Consider the following 19,438-nt stretch of genomic DNA (forward strand, 5'->3'; position numbering starts at 1 on the left):
CCCGTTACTGCTTGGACGGGAACAGGCCGGATGGCCGGAAGAACAGCACCGCAGCCATCAGGATATAGATCAGCATCGGCGCAATGGCGCGGCCGGTCTGGCTGGCCGCCGAGGGATCGAGCAGCAGCTTGAGCAGCGTGGGCGCGAAGAAACGTCCGAGCGTATCGACGAGACCGATCAGCAGCGCCGCGATGAAGGCACCGCGGATCGAGCCGATGCCGCCGATGACGATCACCACGAAAGCAAGAATGAGCACGTTGTCGCCCATGCCGGGCTCGACCGAGAGGATCGGTGCAACCATGGCGCCGGCGAAGCCCGCGAGCATGGCGCCGACGCCGAACACGATGGTGAACAGCAGGCGGATGTTGACGCCCAGCGCGGAGACCATGGCAGCGTTGCTGGCGCCGGCACGCACGAGCATACCAAGCTTGGTCTTATTGACGACGAGATAGAGCGCGAGGCCGACAGCAAGACCGACGGCGATGATGACGAGACGCCACACCGGATAGAGCATGCCGTCGGTGATCTCGACCGCGCCCGACAGCGCGTCAGGAATTGCAACATTTAGCGGCGCAGCGCCCCAGATGTATTTCACGGCCTGATTGAGGAAGATGATGACCCCAAAGGTGGCGAGCACCTGATCGAGATGGTCGCGATCATACAAATGTCGAAAGATCAGGACCTCCAGCAGGAGCCCGAAAATCAGGGCTGCTGGTAGCGCCAGTGCGAGGCCGGCGACGAAACTTCCGGTCATGGCGGTGAAGGCGGCGACCAGATAGGCGCCGACCATGTATTGCACACCATGCGCAAGATTGATGAAGTCCATGACGCCGAACACCAGCGTGAGGCCGGCGGCGATCAGGAACAGGATCAATCCGAACTGCAAGCCGTTCAGGATCTGGACGAGGGCAAGCGTGAGGGTCATCAGATAACTTGGTTTCTATACTGAGATAAACACGGGCCGATAAAGCACCGGGCCGTCCCGCCTTCGCGGCAACGGCCCGGTGATGAGTGATCGCCAGGACGATTACTGCGCAGCGCAGTCCTTGGCGTAGCGATCGCTGTAGTTCGAGAACACCTTCTCGACGATCTCGGTCTGGAACTTGCCGTCAGCGCGCTTGGCAACCTTGGTCAGGAAGAAGTCCTGAACGGGGTAACCGTTGTTGCTGAACTTGAAGCCGCCACGGATCGACGGGAAGTCGGCCTTCTTCATGGCTGCAGCCACCTTGGCCTTGTCCGAGAGGTCGCCCTTCACGGCAACGACGGCGCTGTTGATCAGCATGGCCGCGTCGTAGGACTGGAAGGCGTAGGTCGCCGGCACGCTGTTATAAGCTTTCTCGTATTCTGCGACGAACTTCTTGTTCTGCGGAGTGTCGAGGGTCGGTGCCCAGTTCGAGCCGCCGAACATGCCGATCGCCGCGTCCTGCTGCGCCGGCAGCGTCGATTCATCGACGGTAAAGGTCGACAGGAACGGGATGCGGTCGAGCAGGCCGGCCTGCTTGTACTGCTTGACGAGGTTMACGCCCATACCGCCCGGCATGAAGGTGAGCACGGCGTCAGGCTTCATCGATGCGATCTTGGAGAGCTCGGCCTGGAAGTCGAGCGTGCCAAGCGGGATGAAAGACTCTTCGAGAATCTCGCCCTTGAAGTCCATCTTCACGCCGGCGACGAAGTCCTTGCCGGCCTGATAGTTCGGGGTCATCAGATAGATCTTCTTGTAGCCGCGCTTCTGGGCGACGTTACCGAGGATCTGGTGGATCTGATCGTTCTGATACGACGTCACATAGAAGTACGGATTGCACTCCTTGCCCGCGTAGCTCGACGGGCCGGCATTCGGAGAGATCAGGAAGGTCTTGTTCTCGGTGACCGGCTTGTGGATCGCGCCGAGGATGTTGGAGAAGATCGGACCGACCACGAAGTCGACCTTGTCACGCTCCAGAAGGCCCTTGACCTTGGTCACGGCGACGTCCGGCTTGAGTTCGTCATCGACGACGATGACTTCGACGTCCTTGCCGCCCATCTTACCGCCGAGATCCTTGACCGCGAGATTGAAGCCGTCGCGGGCCTGCTGGCCGAGCACGGCACCGGCGCCCGACAGCGACACGATCACGCCGACCTTGATCTTTTCCTGCGCCATGGCCGGGATGGCCGAAACGCTCATCATCAGGGCGGCCAAACCGGCCAGTTTGAAAGACTGCTTCATTAACTTCTCCTCCACTCGGCCGCGACAGGCAGCCGAAAAACGTGCCAACCCAGAATTCTGTTCTTTTGCCTAGATTATGCTCACGACGGGCGCAGCCGCAAGCAATGTAAATGACTTCCAGGCGTCAGAAATCAGCCGAATACGCTATGCAAACCGTAGGCCAATTTATTTGAACCTTAAAGAAATATTCAAAATCGACGGCGGTCAAGGCTGCGGCGTTTTGGCTTGCGGTCGGACGGAAATTCCTTGAAGGTCAAAGGATCGGTATGGGGCGGTACGAGATTGTGGATTGCCGGTCTCTCGGCCGCCGCAGGAGCTTCAAGCAGGTAAGATTGCATCATGATTCTCGATTCCGAGACCAAGGCCGTCGAACTTCCCGATGATCACGGCGATGAGCTGCGCCTGTGGCTCCGGCTCTTGACCTGTACGACCTTGATCGAGGGCGAAGTCCGCAGCCGCTTGCGCGAGCGCTTCGATGTTACGCTCCCACGCTTCGATCTGATGGCTCAGCTCGACAAAGTGCCCGACGGTATGACCCTGTCGGATGTCTCGAAGCGGATGATGGTGTCGAACGGCAACGTGACCGGCTTGGTCGAGCGTCTTGTGGAATCCGGCCACGTCGATCGCCGCACCTCCGACACCGATCGTCGGGTGCAGGTGATCCGGCTCACCAAACTCGGCCGCGCCGAGTTCCGCAAGATGGCCGAAGAGCATGAGACCTGGATCGCCGAAATCTTCACGGATCTGGCGCCGAAGGATGTCCGCGAACTGATGCGGTTACTCGCCAAGACCAAGGCTTCTGCGCAGAAGGCGGCGCAAAAGGCAGCAAACGGCAAAGCGCCGTAAACGCGACGCGGTGTGCGCAGTGATCGATCTCGAAGCTGAATACAACAATCGTGCAAAAGTCCCGGAAAGCTCCGCGCTGATCGCCGGCTGGGCGCAGGATGCCAAGGCCTATCGCGATAGCGGCGTGCCGATACGGGCCATCCCATATGGTCTAGGCGCACGGCACAGGATCGACTACTTTCCCGCTGGCGACAAAGGTCCGATTGTCGTCTTCATTCACGGTGGCTACTGGCAGGCGCTGGATGCCTCGTTCTTCAGCCATCTGGCGCGCGGGCTGAACAGCCATGGCATCAGCGTGGCGATCCCCAGCTACGATTTGTGTCCGAACGTCTCGGTCGGTGATATCATCGCGCAGATGCGTGCGGCGACCCGCGAGCTGGCGAAGCTCGGCAGGCGGCTCGTCGTGTCGGGCCATTCGGCGGGCGGTCATCTCGCGGCCTGCATGCTGGCGACGGACTGGCGCGCGTTCGATTCCGCGCTGCCGCGGGACCTGATTGTCGGCGCCTATGCGATCTCCGGGCTGTTCGATCTGGCACCTCTGGTGCCGACGTCCATCAACAATGCGTTGCATTTAAACGATGTCGGCGCCCGTGAAGTCAGTCCGCTTTACTGGCCGGCGCCGTCGCACGGATCTCTCGATGCCGTGGTTGGCGGCGACGAGGGCGTCGAGTATTTGCGGCAGAGCCAAAGCATTGTCGATGCCTGGGGTGCCCATATTCCCGCGCGCTTCGAGGCGCTTCCCGGCGCAAATCATTTTACCGCCGTCGCGCCACTGGCCGATCCGCAGTCCGCCATGGTGCTGCGGCTGAAGGCGCTGGCCACGCTTTAGGCTGACTTGCCTAAACAATCCGCGCAAATCGACGTTGTCAGCCGAAAATTTCGGCGTGCCCCAAGACTCCGCAGTTGCGGAAAACTGTTTTAAGTCTAAAATGATATTTGGATGACGTTGCCGGGCATCTGACGTGACGGGAGCATTGCAATGGCCGCTGATACTCAGCTGACAAAGCCTTATACGGCGCATGTTGATACGTTTGCGCGGGACAATATGCCCCCGCCGGAACAGCTACCGGAGTTTCTGTTCACCCGGCCGGAATTTCATTATCCGCCGCGCATCAATTGCGTGGTGCCGTTTCTCGATCGCTGGGTTGCTGAAGGGCGCGGCGATGCGCCGTGCATGATCGGGCTGAACGAGAGCTATACCTATCGCGAGCTGTATGAGCTCGTGAACAAGATCAGCAACGTGCTGGTCAACAAGCTCGGCCTTGTCACCGGTGGCCGCGTGCTGCTGCGCTCGGCCAATAATCCGATGATGGTTGCGACCTATCTCGCCATCATCAAGGCCGGCGGCGTCTGCGTGTCGACCATGCCGCTGCTGCGCGCCAAGGAACTGTCCTATCCGCTGCAGAAGGCGAAGATCTCGCTGGCGTTATGCGACAGCAAGCTGTCCGACGAGATGGAAAAGGCTAAGGCGGTTTCGCCCGAACTCAAGCGCGTTGTCTATTGGGGCACCGGCGAAGCCGAACTCGACAAGATGATCGCCGAGGCGAGCCCGGAATTCACCGCTGTCGATACGGCTTCGGATGATATCTGCCTGATCGCCTTCACGTCGGGCACGACGGGCGACCCGAAGGGCACCATGCATTTCCACCGCGACATGCTTGCGGTGTGCGACGGCTTTGCGCGCAATGTGCTACGCGCTAGCCCGGAAGATCGCTTCATCGGTTCGGCGCCGCTGGCCTTCACGTTCGGTTTCGGTGGCGTACTGTTCCCGCTGCATATTGGCGCGTCCTTCGTGGTGCTTGAGAAGGCTGGTCCCGACGAGCTGCCTGTGGCCGTTGCCAAGCACAAGGTGACGGTGTGCTTCACCGCGCCGACCGCCTATCGCGCGATCCTCGGCAAGATTGATCAGTACGATCTCTCGACGCTGCGCAAATGCGTCTCCGCCGGCGAGACGTTGCCGAAGGGCACCTATGATGCATGGCTGAAGGCGACCGGCATCAAGCTGATGGATGGCATCGGCGGCACCGAAATGCTGCACATCTTCATCTGCGCCATTGAGGAAGAAATCCGTCCGGGCTCCACGGGTAAGCCGGTGCCCGGCTATGTGGCCAAGATTATCGACGACGAAGGCAACGAAGTGGCACCCGGCACGCTAGGCCGTCTCGCCGTGAAGGGCCCGACGGGCTGCAAGTATCTCGCTGATCCGCGTCAGCTCAAATTCGTGCAAAACGGCTGGAACATCACCGGCGATACGTTCCTGATGGATGAGGACGGTTACTTCTGGTACCAGTCACGTTCTGACGACATGATCGTGTCGGCGGGTTACAATATTGCCGGGCCGGACGTTGAAGCTGCGTTGCTCACCCATGAAGCCGTGGTCGATTGCGGCGTTGTCGGTTGCCCCGATGCCGACCGCGGTATGATCGTGAAGGCTTACGTCGTTCTCGCTGCCGGTCAGGCTGCGAGCGACGCGCTGGCGACCGAGTTGCAGAACCACGTGAAGCGCGAGATCGCGCCTTACAAATATCCGCGCGCCATCGAATTCGTGACACAACTGCCCAAGACCGAGACCGGCAAGCTGAAGCGTTTTGCGCTTCGCCAGCAGGCCGCGGCGGGCGCGTCACCGACCGTTGCTGCATAAGTTTGAAGACGTTTCTTTCAGGGAGGATTGCCCGGTGAATGCACCAAAGGGCCCGACATTGACCGTGGTGCCAAACGCAAAGGGCGATGTTGCAGCATCCGTTTCGCGCGCATTGCAGCCGAGTGGCTGGCCGAAGCCCAAAGGCTATGCCAACGGTATGACGGCAGATGGCCGCATCGTCGTGACCGGTGGTGTAATTGGCTGGGACGCCGAGGAGAAGCTGAAGCCGGATTTTGTATCGCAGGTGCGTCAGGCACTGCAGAATATTTCCGACATCCTCGCGGAAGGTGGCGCGAAGCCCGAGCATCTCGTGCGGCTGACCTGGTATGTCGTCGATATGGAAGAATATCTCGGCAATCTCAAAGCGCTCGGTCAGGCCTATCGCGAGATCTTCGGTGCACACTATCCGGCAATGGCGCTGGTGCAGGTCGTGCGTCTGGTTGAACTCGCTGCGCGCGTCGAGATCGAGGCGACTGCGGTGGTGCCGCGCTAAGCGGCGCTACTTTGCCTCGATAAACTCTGTCGGGCTCTTGCCCGTCACTTGCCGGAACGCGTGCGAAAACGCCGAGAAGCTGGCATAGCCGAGATCGGCAGCGAGTTGCTTCACCGACACGTTGCGGTTCATCGATAGTCGTTCGATCGCCTCTGCGATCCGGGCGCGTTGACACCAGCTCTTGAAGCTCAATTGCGTCTCTGCCGAAAAAAGCCGCGATAGTGTACGTGCAGACGTGCCCACGGTGCGCGCCAATGTTTCGATCTCGTAAGTCTGCGTCGGATCGGCCAGCACCATCTCCGCCGCGCGTCGGCAGCGCGGCTCTTGCGGCAGCGGCATGAAGGTGGCTGGATCGCCAGCCTGATGCAGTTCGAGCATGGCAATCTCGATCAACAGCTGATTGCGCGTGACGTCATCGCGCCCGTCGAATAGTGCCAGGATCGACTCGTGTAACAGGCGCGACACGCGAACCACGAACTCCGCTGCGAGATCGCCATTGCGTCGATCCCGCGCCAGCCAATCGACGTTGAAATACAGCGAGCGCATCTCGATGTCGGCCAGAACGTCGATGGCGTGGGGCAGGTGGGCCGGCACCCAGACCGCGCGATCCGGTGGCACCAGCCAGCGGCCCTTTGGAGTCGTGACCTGCATAGTGCCCGCAGCGGCGAATACGAGTTGCGCCTCGCGATGGGCATGGGTGTCCAGCCGGATGCCCTTGCGGTAGCGCGTCGCCAGGATGTGGACACCGTCGGTCGCCGAGCGCCGGCGCTCCGATAAGTCCAGGATTGGCGGTTCTGCGACATTCATTGGCAACATCCCGTTAGAGCAAGCTCATATAACGGCATTCCAAGGTTGCCAAGGAATCGATTCATGAACGTCCCCAGCCGGGTCATCACCCTCGTTAATGTCGCCCATTTCATCGACCACTACGCGATGCTGATCTTTGCGGCAGCGGTGCTCGTGATGGGTCCGGCCATGAATATGACCTATACCGAGCTGCTGCCCTATGCGACGCCGGGCTTCATGGCGTTTGGGGCCGGCTCGTTGGTGACCGGCTGGCTCGGGGACCGCTGGAGCCGTCGCCACATGATGGTGATCTTCTTCTATGGCATCGGTCTGTCGATGATGGCTGTCGGCCTGGTGCAGACGCCTTTGCAGCTTGGTGCGGCGCTGTTCTCGGTTGGCCTGTTCGCGTCGATCTATCATCCGGTCGGCACGGCGATGATCGTCTCCTATGCCGACAAGCTCGGCAGCGCGATGGGCATTAACGGCGTGTTCGGCAATTTCGGCGTGGCGTCTTCCGCACTGATCACCGGCGTACTCGGTCAGTTCCTCGGCTGGCGCTGGGCCTTCATCATTCCCGGCCTCGTCACTGTTGCAGCTGGTGTTGTCTTCATGCGCGAGGTCGCGCATGAAGATCGCTCGGGATTCAAACAGGCCGCGGCGCAAGCGCGCGTCGCGAAGTCCGACATGTGGCGTGTGATCCTTGCACTGTTGGTCACGGTGGTCGCGATCTCCACCGTCTTCAACGCCATCACCGTCGCGCTGCCAAAACTGTTTGCCGAGCGTCTGTCCGACATGACGGACAGCCCGGCATTGCTCGGCATCATTGCCGCCTGCGTCTACGTCTTCGGCGCGGCAACCCAGTACAACATCGGCAAGCTGATCGATAAGCACTCGCTGAAGGCGGTGAGCGTTCCGTTGTCGCTGGTGCTCGCGCCGTTCCTGTATTTCGCAGCGTCGCAGTCGAACATCTCACTGATTGTCGTCGCGATTGGCATTATCATTGGTCTGTTCGGGCAGATCACCGTCAATGAGGCGATCGTCGGCAAGTATACAAGCGAGGAGTGGCGATCGCGCGCCTACGCCGTGCGTTATTTCGTTGGCTTTACCGCAGCGGGAGCCTCGGTCGGGCTTGTCGCGTGGTTGTACGAGCAGGGTGGCTTCATCATGATGTTGCACGCCTTTGCCGCCTTGTCGGCGCTGGTGATCGTCGCTGCATTGATTTTGCCGCGGGAGTTGCCGCCGGCAAAAGCGCCTCTGGCGTAAAACTTCTCGCTTTACACTGGCGAGCAGCGCGGGACCGGTCTAGTTAGGCGGTGAATACCATTCGCCTCCTGAACGGCGGCTGGCGAAAGTGGCATTTCGCGCACATCAGCATCGTGATCGCAGATTTCCGAATGGTCTCGGGAATTGTCTGGTGTCTGCGGTGTTGCATGATGGGTGCTGCTTTCTCACCGTGATGACCGAGACGCGAGCCGCCGGAAACCGTGTTGCTGGATACATCCGTGAATTTTGAAACGCTCGTCGACGAGATTTATGAAGCGGGAGTTTTGCCGGAGCGTTGGCCGCAGGTGTTCGATCGCCTGGCGGCGATGGCAGATGCCGAAGGTGCGATGATTTTCGCATCCGCGCCTGGCATTCCGCGGTGGACGTCATCTGAGAGAATTCGCGAGCGGATCGATCGTTGGACCAAGAGTCCCTATGCGACCAAGAATCCACGAAGCGCCAGACTAATCGCGGAAAACGAGCCGTGGTTTCTGACGGACCTGGACCGTTTCACGATGGAAGAACTCGACAATGAGAGCTTCTATCGGGACATTCTCCGGCCGGCGGGTCTCGGCTGGTGCGCCGGTACCTCGGTACGGTCTCCCTCCGGTGATACGCTCGTGATTTCGGTAGAGAAGGCTTACGCCAAGGGGCCGGTTGAACGCGCTGTGGCGGATCAACTGGATGGCCTCCGGCCTCATCTGGCCCGCGCGGCGGTGTTGTCTGGTCGTCTGGGCTTCGAACGTGCCCGCACGGCGGTTGCGACACTTCAGATGATTGGCCTTCCCGCCAGTGCGGTCAGTCAGGAGGGGCGCGTTATCGCGGCCAATCCTGGGTTCATTTCCAGCACGACGATTGTCGGCATTGGCGCGCAGGATCAGGTGCAGTTCGCCTCGCAGGTCGCTCAGACCATGTTTATCGAGGCGCTGAGCAAGCCCTTGTCTCTGTCGAAAACGGGCCGTTCAATTCCAATTTCTGGGACTGAGCACAGCCCACCCTTGATCGCGCATGTGCTGCCCCTCCGTCTGGCTGGCCTCGATGTTTTTGCGGGCGCTATGTCGATCCTGCTCCTGACGCCGATCACCCACCAGCAGCGCAGCCCGGGTCCGGAGCTTCTGCAGGCTTTGTTCGATTTGACGCCGGCTGAAGCGCGGATCACCAGCCTTTTGATCGATGGCAACTCAGTCACCGCCATCTCGAAAATGCAGAGCGTCAGCCTGAACACCGTGCGGACCCAGCTGAAATCCGTCTTCTTGAAAACCGGCGTCGAGCGGCAGGTGGACCTGGTTCGGCTTCTGGGCCAGCCGCGAGTTCAATTGATCCCGGACCGGGACGCCTGAAAAATCCACGAAAAAGGCCGGCACGATGGCCGGCCTTGATGCGTAAGTATGTCCGGTGAAAAATCGTGCAGTCGTCAATACACGGTCCGCCGAAGCGGTAATAAGAAACCGCTGCTATGCTGCTGAAGCAGCGGCGAAACAATTCCCGGTATCGACGTAGGTTATTCCTGCGACATCCGCGTCACCAATTTGGGTGAAGCGCCCGACTATTTGTATACAACGCAGGGTTTCACGAATTCACGTGAACAAAATCCCGCAGCAGCGGGTAGATCTCGTTGTTCCAACGGCGTCCGCTGAATACACCGTAATGGCCGACACCGGCCTGCATGTGATGGACTTTGCGATAGGCTCGCACGCCGGTGCAGAGATCCTGGGCTGCTAGAGTCTGGCCGATCGAGCAGATATCATCCTTCTCGCCCTCGACCGTCATCAGCCCCATGCGCTTGATCGATGCGCAGTTCACGGTCCGGCCCTTGTAGGTCAGCTTGCCTTGCGGCAACAGATGCTCCTGGAACACGTCGCGGATGGTGTCGATATAGAACTCTCCTGGCAGATCCATCACGGCGAAATATTCATCATAGAACGTCTTGATGACTTCCGCCTTCTCGGTCTCGCCCTTGGCGAGATGCTCGGCGAGATCGACATGTGACTTGATGTGCCGCTCGAGATTCATCGAGACGAATGCTGTCAACTGAATGAAGCCGGGATAGACCTGCCGGAACGCGCCTTTGCACTGGAATGGCACGTAGTTGATCATGTTGTCTTCGAACCACTTCAACGATTTGCTCTTGGCGAACTCGTTGACCTTGGTCGGCTGAATGCGCGTATCGATCGGGCCCGCCATCAGCGTCAGGCTTGCCGGTCGCGCAGGGTGATTGTCTTCCGACATGATAGCTGCTGCAGCTAGCGCCGACACGGACGGTTGGCAAATCGCGACCATGTGGGAACGCGGGCCGAGCTCATTCATGAATGTGATCAGGTGCTCGGTATATTCGTCGAGGCCGAATTTGCCCTGATCGAGCGGTATGTCGCGCGGGTTGTGCCAGTCTGTGATATAGACGTCATGGTCCTGCAGCAGGGTCTTCACAGTGCCGCGCAGCAGCGTCGCGAAGTGGCCGGACATCGGCGCCACCAGCAGCATGCGTGGCTGCTCCGGTGCATTCTCTTTCTTGAAGTGTAGCAGCGATCCGAATGGTGTCTTGAAGGTGACTTCTTCCGTCACCTCATGCTCGCTGTTACCGACCATCACCTTGCCGATATCGAATTCGGGCCGATGATAGGTGAGGGCGGAGCGCGAGATCAGCTCAAGTGCTGCCGCAAGGCGACCGAACAGTTTCTCGGACGTGCCGGCCGGGACGAGATTGAGGTACTTCAATGCGGCAGACGCACCGGTGCGCCACGGTGCTGTCAGATCCATGTGATTCTGGTAGGCCTGATACATCATTGACATCATCCGGAGCTATCCCTGCTTTGTTGCTATGCAATATTGAAGCCAGAGAAGAGTCAATTCGTCTGGAAAACTGGCACGTGGTTTGCTGAGTAAAATTAAAGCAGCACAAGCAATGGGCAGCCGGGAACCGGTTACCCCGAGGGCTGACGGGCTGCCTGGGTACGGGCGTAAGGGGATAGGTCATGGCCAACGCAACACTCACCATCAGCAGCAAGAACTACTCGTCGTGGTCATTGCGAGGGTGGCTGCTGACAAAATTCTCAGGCCTTGAGTTCGACGAAGTCGTTACGGCGCCGGACGATGCTTCCGCCAAGGCCGAGATCCTGTTGCTGTCTTCATCGATCCTGGTGCCCTGCCTGCGCCATGAAGGGGCGGTGGTCTGGGATACGCTGGCAATCGCCGAATATCTCAACGAGATCATGCCGGAAGCTAAGCTATTGCCGGCGGACCGCATCCTGCGGGCGCATTGCCGCTCGATTTCGGGCGAAATCCATTCCGGCTTCACGACATTGCGCGCGTCGCTGCCGGTCAACATCAAGGGGCATTTTCCGAACTTCAAGGTCTGGTCGCGCGCGCAAGCCGATATCGACCGGATCTGCACGATCTGGCGTGAGTGTCTGTCGAAGTCCGGCGGCCCTTTCCTGTTCGGCACCCGCAGCATGGCGGACGCCATGTATGCGCCGGTGGTGACGCGCTTCGCGACCTATGACGTCAAGCTCGATCCGCAGCTATCAGCCTATGCCAGCATGGTGATGAACCTGCCCGAAATGCAGGAATGGATTGCCGCGGCCAGGCAGGAGCCTACCGATATCGAGGAGCTCGAGGTCGAGTACTGATTGATAGTTCGGCAACGCCCCGCCGGCTTACGGATCGGGCACGGCGTGCTCAACTTGTATCCAGAATTTGTAGCGCTCGCCCGAGGATTTGCGCGGTTTGGCCGCCAGATCACCTGCTGACGAGCGCGATTGGTATCAAAACGCCTTTGACGCCAGCTGGCGCGATTTTCGCATAGCAGCAATTTCTCGCGAGCCGCATTGCGTTGGCTGCCGATCGATTGCACGCCAATCACAGTTCGGTCCCCGGGTGTTTTTAAACACGTTGGAGGATCCCATGAATGTACATGCTGCGATCGACCTCAAATGGCCTGGGCTTAAGCACCCGAACGGCGATCCTCTCCGCCTGAATCATGGGGATTTCGTAGCGATCGATCGGCACAAGGACACGACATACGAGGCGACCTATCGCCCGCAGGCACTTTATAGCCGCGCCAATGAGGGCTTTCACGCCAACAACGAAACTTTCCTGCTCCATGAGGTCGCGACCAATCTGCCGATCTATCGCGAAGATACTGGTCCTACCGATTTCCATCTCCACCTGCCACCAGGCGGCTTCCAGCTCGTGCTGGTTACGTCGGGCATGTTCACCTTCGATTACGATGGGCGCTTCTACAATGTCGGCCCTGGCGCAGTGATGCTGCAAAGCGCGATCGTGCATCGTCAGCTGTTCTACACCTGGTCGGGATTGTCTACCGAGGAGAACCTGAAGACGCCGCAGACGGTGGTGCCCGATCCCCTCTCCATGGGCTACTCCGGCAAGTTTCTCGAAGCCTTCGTGACGGATCCGACGACCTTCCCGAACCCGACAATCGTGGGTCCGGATCAGATCAACGAAGCCGAGACGCCACGTATGGCCTGGACCCATGCGCTGCATGATCGCCCGGATGATGCAGGCTTCTGGCTTCAGGACCCGCTGGCACTGGATGCGCTCTTCAAGCCGCTGGTTGATGACAGCATCAAGTCGGCGGCGCCCGTCTATGTGCGCGATATTGGCATCGAGGCTCCGAGCGGTCATCTTGTTACGGGTCATATCATCGCAACCGATCCGCATGGCAAGTCACTCTTGCCGAAGAGTTCAGCGGCGGCCGTGGATGCCGCTTCTTTCGCGAGAGGTGAGGTTGTCGTCTATCGCGTCATTCGCGGCACGGCCGAATTCGTGGATAGTGCTGGGAAGACGTTCGAACTTGCCGCCGGTGACGTGGTGACGGCAGGCAAGAGATCCACCAGCCTCATCGGTCTCGGCGAAAATACGCAAGTCCTTCGACTTGGCCTTCTGAAGGGCATGGAGCAGCTTCGAAGCTGGACGCCGACCCAGCGCGACGAAATCGACGGCCTGGCAGCCAAGATTATTACACAGAAGGACATTCGCCCGCTGCGGACCGAAGGCAAGCCGGTCGGGTATCTGTACGAGTAAGTCGGTCGTCCGGAGCCCCGGCCCCCTAAAGCAGGCACACGGCCATCACGATGTACGTGGCAGCCGCCATCCGACCACGCGTGCCTCGACCATGCTGCCCGTCTCGGCATTGCGCCATTCGCCATCCGTGAACACGCAAGGGAAGGGCAGTTGATAGGTGCCGCTGTGGTCCTCGCACAACACTTGCACCGCCTGATCAGGCTCAGGATCACCCTGGCCATCGAATTCGGCTAGCCGTCGTTCACGCGTCGCCATGAGGTGCTCCGGTCCAAGGAACGGGCGGACATCTTCTTCGTTTCCATCACACCTGGTTGACAGCCGGGCGCCAGCACCGCTTGGTCTTGGCGGCATGACGGACATGATGGGGAAAATGATGCGCGGCCGAACAATCCTAGCGATGACATTGCTGACCATTTTGGGCGCCGCCAAGGCGCAGGCGCAGGATGTGCCGGGAATCGAGATCTGCACGGTCGAAAAGACCATGGAGCGCCGCACCAGCTGCCTGCAAAGCAACGTCAATTTCCTCCAGCAGACGCTGGGCAAGCTGCGGCTTGATCAGCAACAGCGGCTTGATGCGACCAACCGTCAGGTCGAGGCGCTGAAGGCTACCGTCGTTGCCCTGCAGAAAACGGTGGAGGAGCTGCAGGCGGCGCAGAAGAAGCCGGCGCCGGCTGCGAAGGAAGCTCCAGCTGCCGCGAAAGACGCGCCGGCGGCCAAGGATGCACCAGCGCCTGCCAAGGATGCAGCGAAGTAGGGCGCTCTCGTCCTACTCGCTGCTCAGCACGGGTCCGAACAGTTCCCAGCGTTCGCCCTTGAAACGCATCATCTGCAACTGCTGCAGCGGGCTGTAGTCGGTTGGGCTGGTCTTGACGCGGGTACCGGGCAGGAAGATGCCGACCTCATAGTCGAGACTGGTGGCCTGCTTCATCACGTTCTCCCGTGTGAGCGTGTCGCCGCAACGTTCGAGAATATGCGCCAGTGTGCGCGCGATGCCGAAGCCGTACAGCGTGTAGATGTCGTTCTTGTCGCCGTCGGGATAATACTTGTCCATGAAGGCAAGCCATTCCTTGATGGTCGGATCGTCCTTCCACTGCGGATCGGTGGGGTCCTTCATATAGGCTGCGCTGATCACGCCCTGCGCATTGTCGAAGCCTGCGGGCTTGATCACCGAGCCGACCGATTGCGACACGTTGACCAGCATCTGCACCGGTTTCCAGTTCAGCTCGGCCACCTTCTTGATCGCCTGCGCGGCGAACTTGGGCGAGGCGATGTTCAGGAACACATCGGGATTGGCGGTCCTGATCTGGACGATCTGCGAATCTACTGTCGGTGAGCTGGTCTCGAAGCTCGCCTGTACCGTGATCATCTTGTCGGCCTTGTCGCCGAGTCCTTCGCGTACGCCGCTGAAATAGTCCTTCCCCATGTCGTCGTTCTGGAACAGCACGCCGATCCTCGCATCGGGATGGTTCTTCAGAATCCATGCAGCCCAGATGCGCCCCTCATTGTGGTAGCTGGGCGACCAGCCCATGGTCCACGGGAAGTGCTTTGGGTCGGCCCATTTCGAGGCGCCGGACGATACGAAGAGATGCGGTACTTTCTTGAGGTTCATGTATTTCTGGATCGCGGAATTGGTCGCCGTGCCCAGCGGATTGAACAACAGCAACACTTCATCGCTCTCGACCAGCTTGCGCGCCTGTTCCACCGTCTTCGGCGGCGAGTAGGCATCGTCATAGCTGATGAAATTGATCTTGCGGCCGTTGATGCCACCTTGGTCGTTCAGCATCCTGAAATAGGCCGCCTCGGATTTTCCGATCGAGGCATAGGAAGATGCCGGCCCGCTATAGGGCATGATATTGCCGACCTTGATCTCGGTATCGCTGGCGCCCGGATCGTATTCCTTTTGTGCGTGAGATGGCGTGGCCAGCACGCCGAGCATGAGCGCGGCAAAAGCGAGAGTCATTCCCCGGGGCAGTATCCTGAGCATCGTTTCCTCTGACGTCTTGTATTTCCGCGGTGCGGTCCATCTGGGTGGACCATCGATTGCCGCGGCTTGCGTCGAGTATGCACGATTGAGGAGAGGGGGCCAGCAACGAGAGCGCGTGGCTCAGCACGCGTGCGTCCCCTCTGGCTCAGGAGAGGGGACGCCGGAGCGTATTGCTTACGAGTTCTTCTCGCCGGACATCAGCGGGCCGAACAGCTCCCAGCTTTCGCCCTTGAACCGCTGCATCTGAAGCTGCTCCAGCGGGCTGAAGTCGGTCGGGCTGGTCTTGATCTTGGTGCCCGGCAGATAGATGCCGATCTCCATGTTCAGGCTCGCCGCCTGCTTCATGATGTTTTCGCGTGTGAGATCGTCGCCGCATTGCTTGAGCACCTGGACGATGCCTTGCGACACGCCGTAGCCGAACACGGTGGCGCCGTCTTCCTTGTCGCCTTCGGGATAGTATTTGTCCATGAAGGCCGACCATTCCAGCATGCCCGGATCATTCTTCCATGTCGGATCCTTGGGATCCTTCATATAGGCGGCGCTGAGCACGTCCTGCGAGTTAGCATAGCCCGCGGGCTTCATCACGCTGCCGACAGATGCCGAGACATTGGTGACGATGTGAACGGGCTTCCAGCCCATCTCGCCGACCTTCTTGATCGCCTGTGCAGCGAATTTTGGCGTGGCGATGTTGATGAAGACATCCGGATTGGCTGCCTTGATCTGCACGATCTGTGAATCCACCGTCGGTGACGCCGTCTCATAAGGCACCTCAGAGACGATGTAATCTTTGACCTTGTCGCCGAACCCCTCGTGCAGTCCGATGATGTAATCCTTGCCGAAGTCGTCATTGGCATAGAGCACGCCGACTTTCTTGCCGGGATGATTTTTCATGATGTATTGCGCGTAGATGCGCGCCTCGGCCTGGTAGCTCGGCTGCCAGCCCATGGTCCATGGGAAGTTCTTCGGATCGGCCCATTTCGCGGCGCCCGTCGAGACGAACAGCTGCGGCACCTTCTTGGTGTTCATGTATTTCTGGATCGCCGTATTTCCTGGCGTGCCGAGCGGGTTCATGATGAACAGCACTTCGTCATTCTCGACCAGCTTGCGCGCTTGCTCCACCGTCTTCGGCGGGCTGTAGCCGTCGTCATAGCTGATGAAGGTGATCTTGCGGCCATTGATGCCGCCCTTCTCGTTGATCATCTTGAAATAGGCGGCCTCGGTTTTTCCGATCGTCGCGTAGGAGGACGCCGGGCCACTATACGGCATGATGTTGCCGATCTTGATCTCGGTATCGGTGGCGCCAGTATCGTATTTCTTCTGCGCGTGGCTTGCGGTGGACGTAAGCGCTACGACAACGCCGGCGAGCAAAGTCACTCGCAGAACTTTCCAGTCATGCTGCATAATCAAATGTCCTCCCTGTGGTTCGATCAACCGCATCGGCCCGTCTATGCAGGCTTTTGTGATGCGGCTCGAATGCCGGGAGTATGCACCAAGCCTTGAAGTTGGAAAGCTGACTTAATCAGCAAAGCATGACGCGGCGCACAACACCGCGTCGATATGTTTGTGCGTCGCGCTCACTCACCGGTGAATTTGGCTGGGCGCTTCTCGAGAAACGACGCCATGCCTTCGCGGAAATCCGCTGTGCGAAACAGCGGCAGCAATTGCAGGAACACGTGATGGACGTGATCGCCAAAGCTCTCGGACAGGCCTGAGCGCATCATGCGTTTGGCAGCCTGCACAGCGAGTGGCGCGTTGGCGGCAATCTCGGCCGCCACTGCATTGGCGTGCGTCATCAATTCCGCATCATCAACCACCTCGTTGGTAAGGCCCATTTCGAGGCTTTCGCGCGCCGACAGTGTGCGGCCTGTGAAGATCAGCTCGGCTGCCTTGGCCCAGCCAATCATCCTCGGCAGAAACCAGGTGCCGCCGGATTCAGGCACCACGCCACGTTTCACGAAGGCCGCGGCGAATTTGGCACTCTCCGCCATGATGCGCATGTCGCAGCCGAGCGCGACGTCCATGCCATAGCCGGCTGCGGCACCATTCATGGCGCAGATTGTCGGCTTCTCCATGTTGAACATCACGATCGGGGGCGCTGTCTTCAGATCGAGCGTGGTGCGGCTGTTGTTGGCATCGTTGGCGGAGCCGATGCCGGTGCCCTTGGTGGCGCTGGCCATGTCGAGCCCAGCGCAGAAGGCGCGGCCGGTGGCCGTCAGGATCACCACGCGGACTTCGGGATCAGCGTCCGCTTTCAGGAACAGTTCGCTGAGCTGCGACAGCATCTCGCGGGAGATCGTGTTCAACCGTTGCGGGCGATTGAGCGTGACGGTCGCGATGCCATCGGCGACAGAGTAGAGCACTTCGTCATCGGCTTCAGGCGCAACTGCGGTGTCGGTCGGCATCGGTTTCCTCGGATTTTTGTGTTTTCGTTGTCCGCAGCTAAAGCTGAATGGAAATTCCACGCAAGTGGCCATGCATTTGCGCGGCTTGGCAGCGCGGGACATGTTTGCTCTACTTCGGCCACGCTGCGTCACCCGCCCAAGGTGCGATAACAAACCAAGAAAATGTCAGGGAGTTTCCATGTCCAGCCCCAACATCCGCGTCCTCGCCACCGATCTCGCATTCCCCGAAGGCCCGGTGGTGATGCCGGACGGCTCCGTCATTCTGGTCGAGATCCGTGCGCAGCAGTTGACGCGGGTGTGGCCCGATGGCCGCAAGGAAGTGGTCGCGAAAATCCCGGGTGGCCCGAACGGCGCAGCGCTCGGTCCGGACGGCAAGATGTATCTCTGCAACAATGGAGGTTTCAGCTGGGCGGCATCGCGCGGCGCCATCATGCCCGGTGCGCCGGAGCCGCATGAATATATCGGCGGCTCGATCCAGCGCGTGGACCTCTCTAACGGCAAGGTCGAAACCCTGTTCGACAAATGCGGTGCGCATCCGCTGAAAGGGCCGAACGATCTGGTGTTCGACAAGCAGGGTGGGCTCTGGTTCACCGATCTCGGCAAGCGTCGCCATCGCGACATGGATGTCGGCGCGTTCTATTACATGAAGCCCGGCGCCACCGAAATCGTCGAAGGTCATTTCGGCATGTTGCCCGCGAATGGCATTGGCCTGTCGCCCGATGAGAAGACCGTCTATGTGGCCGAGACGCCGACGGCGCGGCTGTGGGCCTTTGACGTCGGTGCACCCGGTGAGGTGAAGCCGGCTGATGTGATCTATCGCGGCGAGCGCGGTCGACCCATCGCGGGCCTCGGCGGTTACCAGATGTTCGATTCTCTCGCGGTTGAAGCCTCCGGCAATGTCTGCGTCGCAACGCTGGTCAGCGGCTGCATCTCGGTGATTGCGCCGGATGGAAAATTGGTGGAACAGATACAAACTGGCGACCGCGTCACCACGAATATCGCATTCGGCGGCCCCGAGCTGAAGACGGCCTATATCACGCTGTCGGGCAAGGGCGAGCTGATCGCAATGGATTGGCCGCGCGGTGGCTTGCCGCTCAATTTCTTGAACAAGTAGCCCGAGCGCGATCAGCAAAAGTGGAAGCCGGTTTTGCGTCCGATCGCGCGTCTAGAACGAAGGAACGATCGATGCCGTGGCTTGAACCCGTTACGCTCAGTGGACCTCACGCCCGGCTCGAACCTCTTGCCAAAGATCACTGCGATGGCCTGATCGAGGCCGCCAAGTCAGGCGACCTTTCGAAGATCTGGTACACGGCGATCCCAACGCCCGAAAAGATGAGCGCCGAGATTGACCGTCGGCTCGCTCTGCAGGCATCAGGCGCGATGCTGCCATTCACGGTGAAAGATGCCGACGGCAAGATCACCGGCATGACGACCTATATGAATGCCGATGCCGCCAACCGCCGGGTCGAGATCGGTTCGACCTGGTATGGCAAGTGGGTGCAGCGCACCGCGCTCAACACCCAATGCAAGCTGCTGTTGCTCGGGCATGCGTTCGAGAAGCTGGATTGCATCGCGGTGGAATTCCGCACGCATTTCTTCAACCATCAGTCCCGTCGCGCCATTGAGCGGCTCGGCGCCAAGCAGGACGGCATCCTGCGCAATCACCAGATCGCGCCGAACGGCACGCTGCGCGATACGGTTGTCTATAGTATCTTGCCCGGCGAATGGCCGACGGTGAAGGCGCATCTGACCTATCAGCTGGACGAGAAGCCGCGCTGAC

The 19,438-nt window shown here is 59.8% G+C and carries 19 protein-coding genes; 11 read left to right on the forward strand and 8 right to left on the reverse strand.

What is annotated here, in order from left to right:
- Nucleotides 1–4: 4 nt before the first annotated feature.
- Both AC1DUY_RS11065 and AC1DUY_RS11070 read right to left on the reverse strand, forming a co-directional pair.
- On the reverse strand, nt 5–925 hold the full coding sequence (locus tag AC1DUY_RS11065; RefSeq protein WP_089267415.1) for a branched-chain amino acid ABC transporter permease: 921 nt from the start codon (nt 923–925) through the stop codon (nt 5–7).
- A 102-nt stretch (nt 926–1,027) separates the two neighbouring features.
- Complete coding sequence (locus tag AC1DUY_RS11070; protein WP_478114252.1) at nt 1,028–2,203, reverse strand: ABC transporter substrate-binding protein; 1,176 nt, start codon at nt 2,201–2,203, stop codon at nt 1,028–1,030.
- 339 nt (nt 2,204–2,542) lie between these two features.
- Between AC1DUY_RS11070 and AC1DUY_RS11075 the strand changes: the two genes are divergently transcribed.
- The 4 genes from AC1DUY_RS11075 to AC1DUY_RS11090 all read left to right on the forward strand — a co-directional run bounded on the left by AC1DUY_RS11075 (nt 2,543) and on the right by AC1DUY_RS11090 (nt 6,183).
- Entirely contained in the window at nt 2,543–3,049 is a 507-nt protein-coding gene (locus tag AC1DUY_RS11075) for a MarR family winged helix-turn-helix transcriptional regulator (RefSeq protein WP_184514565.1), read from the forward strand.
- 19 nt (nt 3,050–3,068) lie between these two features.
- Nucleotides 3,069–3,878, forward strand: coding sequence for an alpha/beta hydrolase (locus AC1DUY_RS11080; RefSeq protein WP_478114254.1), 810 nt, complete (start codon nt 3,069–3,071; stop codon nt 3,876–3,878).
- A gap of 144 nt (nt 3,879–4,022) precedes the next feature.
- Complete coding sequence (locus AC1DUY_RS11085; protein ID WP_478114643.1) at nt 4,023–5,690, forward strand: AMP-binding protein; 1,668 nt, start codon at nt 4,023–4,025, stop codon at nt 5,688–5,690.
- A gap of 34 nt (nt 5,691–5,724) precedes the next feature.
- Complete coding sequence (locus AC1DUY_RS11090) at nt 5,725–6,183, forward strand: RidA family protein (RefSeq protein WP_089267412.1); 459 nt, start codon at nt 5,725–5,727, stop codon at nt 6,181–6,183.
- A gap of 6 nt (nt 6,184–6,189) precedes the next feature.
- Here the strand turns inward: AC1DUY_RS11090 and AC1DUY_RS11095 are convergent, their stop codons facing one another.
- Nucleotides 6,190–6,990: an AraC family transcriptional regulator gene (locus tag AC1DUY_RS11095; protein ID WP_439057658.1), complete on the reverse strand. Its 801-nt coding sequence runs from the start codon at nt 6,988–6,990 to the stop codon at nt 6,190–6,192.
- Nucleotides 6,991–7,053: 63 nt separating this feature from the next.
- Here AC1DUY_RS11095 and AC1DUY_RS11100 point away from each other — a divergent pair, with 63 nt between their 5' ends.
- Nucleotides 7,054–8,232, forward strand: coding sequence for an MFS transporter (locus tag AC1DUY_RS11100; RefSeq protein ID WP_089267410.1), 1,179 nt, complete (start codon nt 7,054–7,056; stop codon nt 8,230–8,232).
- A 224-nt stretch (nt 8,233–8,456) separates the two neighbouring features.
- Entirely contained in the window at nt 8,457–9,572 is a 1,116-nt protein-coding gene (locus tag AC1DUY_RS11105) for a helix-turn-helix transcriptional regulator (RefSeq protein ID WP_478114258.1), read from the forward strand.
- Between the two features lie 229 nt (nt 9,573–9,801).
- On the opposite strand, the gene AC1DUY_RS11110 is transcribed toward AC1DUY_RS11105, so the two are convergent.
- Nucleotides 9,802–11,025, reverse strand: a complete 1,224-nt coding sequence (locus tag AC1DUY_RS11110) for a polyhydroxyalkanoate depolymerase (protein ID WP_439057660.1) — start codon at nt 11,023–11,025, stop codon at nt 9,802–9,804.
- Between the two features lie 179 nt (nt 11,026–11,204).
- Here AC1DUY_RS11110 and AC1DUY_RS11115 point away from each other — a divergent pair, with 179 nt between their 5' ends.
- Both AC1DUY_RS11115 and AC1DUY_RS11120 read left to right on the forward strand, forming a co-directional pair.
- Nucleotides 11,205–11,858 (forward strand): glutathione S-transferase family protein, encoded by a 654-nt coding sequence (locus AC1DUY_RS11115; RefSeq protein ID WP_093760630.1) that lies wholly within the window; start codon nt 11,205–11,207, stop codon nt 11,856–11,858.
- 274 nt (nt 11,859–12,132) lie between these two features.
- Nucleotides 12,133–13,272 (forward strand): hypothetical protein, encoded by a 1,140-nt coding sequence (locus AC1DUY_RS11120; RefSeq protein WP_439076387.1) that lies wholly within the window; start codon nt 12,133–12,135, stop codon nt 13,270–13,272.
- 45 nt (nt 13,273–13,317) lie between these two features.
- Here AC1DUY_RS11120 and AC1DUY_RS11125 read toward each other — a convergent pair whose 3' ends face one another.
- Entirely contained in the window at nt 13,318–13,527 is a 210-nt protein-coding gene (locus AC1DUY_RS11125) for a hypothetical protein (protein ID WP_478114261.1), read from the reverse strand.
- A 118-nt stretch (nt 13,528–13,645) separates the two neighbouring features.
- Between AC1DUY_RS11125 and AC1DUY_RS11130 the strand changes: the two genes are divergently transcribed.
- Nucleotides 13,646–14,026, forward strand: a complete 381-nt coding sequence (locus tag AC1DUY_RS11130) for a hypothetical protein (protein ID WP_374725678.1) — start codon at nt 13,646–13,648, stop codon at nt 14,024–14,026.
- Between the two features lie 12 nt (nt 14,027–14,038).
- On the opposite strand, the gene AC1DUY_RS11135 is transcribed toward AC1DUY_RS11130, so the two are convergent.
- The 3 genes from AC1DUY_RS11135 to AC1DUY_RS11145 form a co-directional block, all read right to left on the reverse strand.
- Nucleotides 14,039–15,232 (reverse strand): ABC transporter substrate-binding protein, encoded by a 1,194-nt coding sequence (locus AC1DUY_RS11135; RefSeq protein ID WP_478114263.1) that lies wholly within the window; start codon nt 15,230–15,232, stop codon nt 14,039–14,041.
- A 198-nt stretch (nt 15,233–15,430) separates the two neighbouring features.
- Nucleotides 15,431–16,657: an ABC transporter substrate-binding protein gene (locus tag AC1DUY_RS11140; RefSeq protein WP_120288995.1), complete on the reverse strand. Its 1,227-nt coding sequence runs from the start codon at nt 16,655–16,657 to the stop codon at nt 15,431–15,433.
- A 173-nt stretch (nt 16,658–16,830) separates the two neighbouring features.
- The gene (locus AC1DUY_RS11145; RefSeq protein WP_478114266.1) at nt 16,831–17,658 is read right to left on the reverse strand and encodes an enoyl-CoA hydratase/isomerase family protein; all 828 of its coding nucleotides are present in this window, start codon (nt 17,656–17,658) and stop codon (nt 16,831–16,833) included.
- Between the two features lie 178 nt (nt 17,659–17,836).
- On the opposite strand from AC1DUY_RS11145, the gene AC1DUY_RS11150 reads away from it, so the two are divergent.
- The gene (locus AC1DUY_RS11150; protein ID WP_478114268.1) at nt 17,837–18,772 is read left to right on the forward strand and encodes an SMP-30/gluconolactonase/LRE family protein; all 936 of its coding nucleotides are present in this window, start codon (nt 17,837–17,839) and stop codon (nt 18,770–18,772) included.
- Between the two features lie 71 nt (nt 18,773–18,843).
- Nucleotides 18,844–19,437, forward strand: a complete 594-nt coding sequence (locus AC1DUY_RS11155) for a GNAT family N-acetyltransferase (protein WP_309946710.1) — start codon at nt 18,844–18,846, stop codon at nt 19,435–19,437.
- The last annotated feature ends 1 nt before the right edge of the window (nt 19,438 follow it).

This window comes from Tardiphaga sp. P4_G1 (assembly GCF_056401215.1).

What these genes read in the sequence shown, in the direction of transcription:
- AC1DUY_RS11065 (WP_089267415.1), bottom strand. Translation starts at nt 925, where the DNA reads ATGACCCTCACGCTTGCCCTCGTCCAGATCCTGAACGGCTTGCAGTTC.
- AC1DUY_RS11075 (WP_184514565.1), top strand. Translation starts at nt 2,543, where the DNA reads ATGATTCTCGATTCCGAGACCAAGGCCGTCGAACTTCCCGATGATCAC.
- AC1DUY_RS11095 (WP_439057658.1), bottom strand. Translation starts at nt 6,990, where the DNA reads ATGAATGTCGCAGAACCGCCAATCCTGGACTTATCGGAGCGCCGGCGC.
- AC1DUY_RS11100 (WP_089267410.1), top strand. Translation starts at nt 7,054, where the DNA reads ATGAACGTCCCCAGCCGGGTCATCACCCTCGTTAATGTCGCCCATTTC.
- AC1DUY_RS11110 (WP_439057660.1), bottom strand. Translation starts at nt 11,025, where the DNA reads ATGATGTCAATGATGTATCAGGCCTACCAGAATCACATGGATCTGACA.
- AC1DUY_RS11115 (WP_093760630.1), top strand. Translation starts at nt 11,205, where the DNA reads ATGGCCAACGCAACACTCACCATCAGCAGCAAGAACTACTCGTCGTGG.
- AC1DUY_RS11120 (WP_439076387.1), top strand. Translation starts at nt 12,133, where the DNA reads ATGAATGTACATGCTGCGATCGACCTCAAATGGCCTGGGCTTAAGCAC.
- AC1DUY_RS11125 (WP_478114261.1), bottom strand. Translation starts at nt 13,527, where the DNA reads ATGGCGACGCGTGAACGACGGCTAGCCGAATTCGATGGCCAGGGTGAT.
- AC1DUY_RS11130 (WP_374725678.1), top strand. Translation starts at nt 13,646, where the DNA reads ATGCGCGGCCGAACAATCCTAGCGATGACATTGCTGACCATTTTGGGC.
- AC1DUY_RS11135 (WP_478114263.1), bottom strand. Translation starts at nt 15,232, where the DNA reads ATGACTCTCGCTTTTGCCGCGCTCATGCTCGGCGTGCTGGCCACGCCA.
- AC1DUY_RS11140 (WP_120288995.1), bottom strand. Translation starts at nt 16,657, where the DNA reads ATGCAGCATGACTGGAAAGTTCTGCGAGTGACTTTGCTCGCCGGCGTT.
- AC1DUY_RS11145 (WP_478114266.1), bottom strand. Translation starts at nt 17,658, where the DNA reads ATGCCGACCGACACCGCAGTTGCGCCTGAAGCCGATGACGAAGTGCTC.
- AC1DUY_RS11150 (WP_478114268.1), top strand. Translation starts at nt 17,837, where the DNA reads ATGTCCAGCCCCAACATCCGCGTCCTCGCCACCGATCTCGCATTCCCC.
- AC1DUY_RS11155 (WP_309946710.1), top strand. Translation starts at nt 18,844, where the DNA reads ATGCCGTGGCTTGAACCCGTTACGCTCAGTGGACCTCACGCCCGGCTC.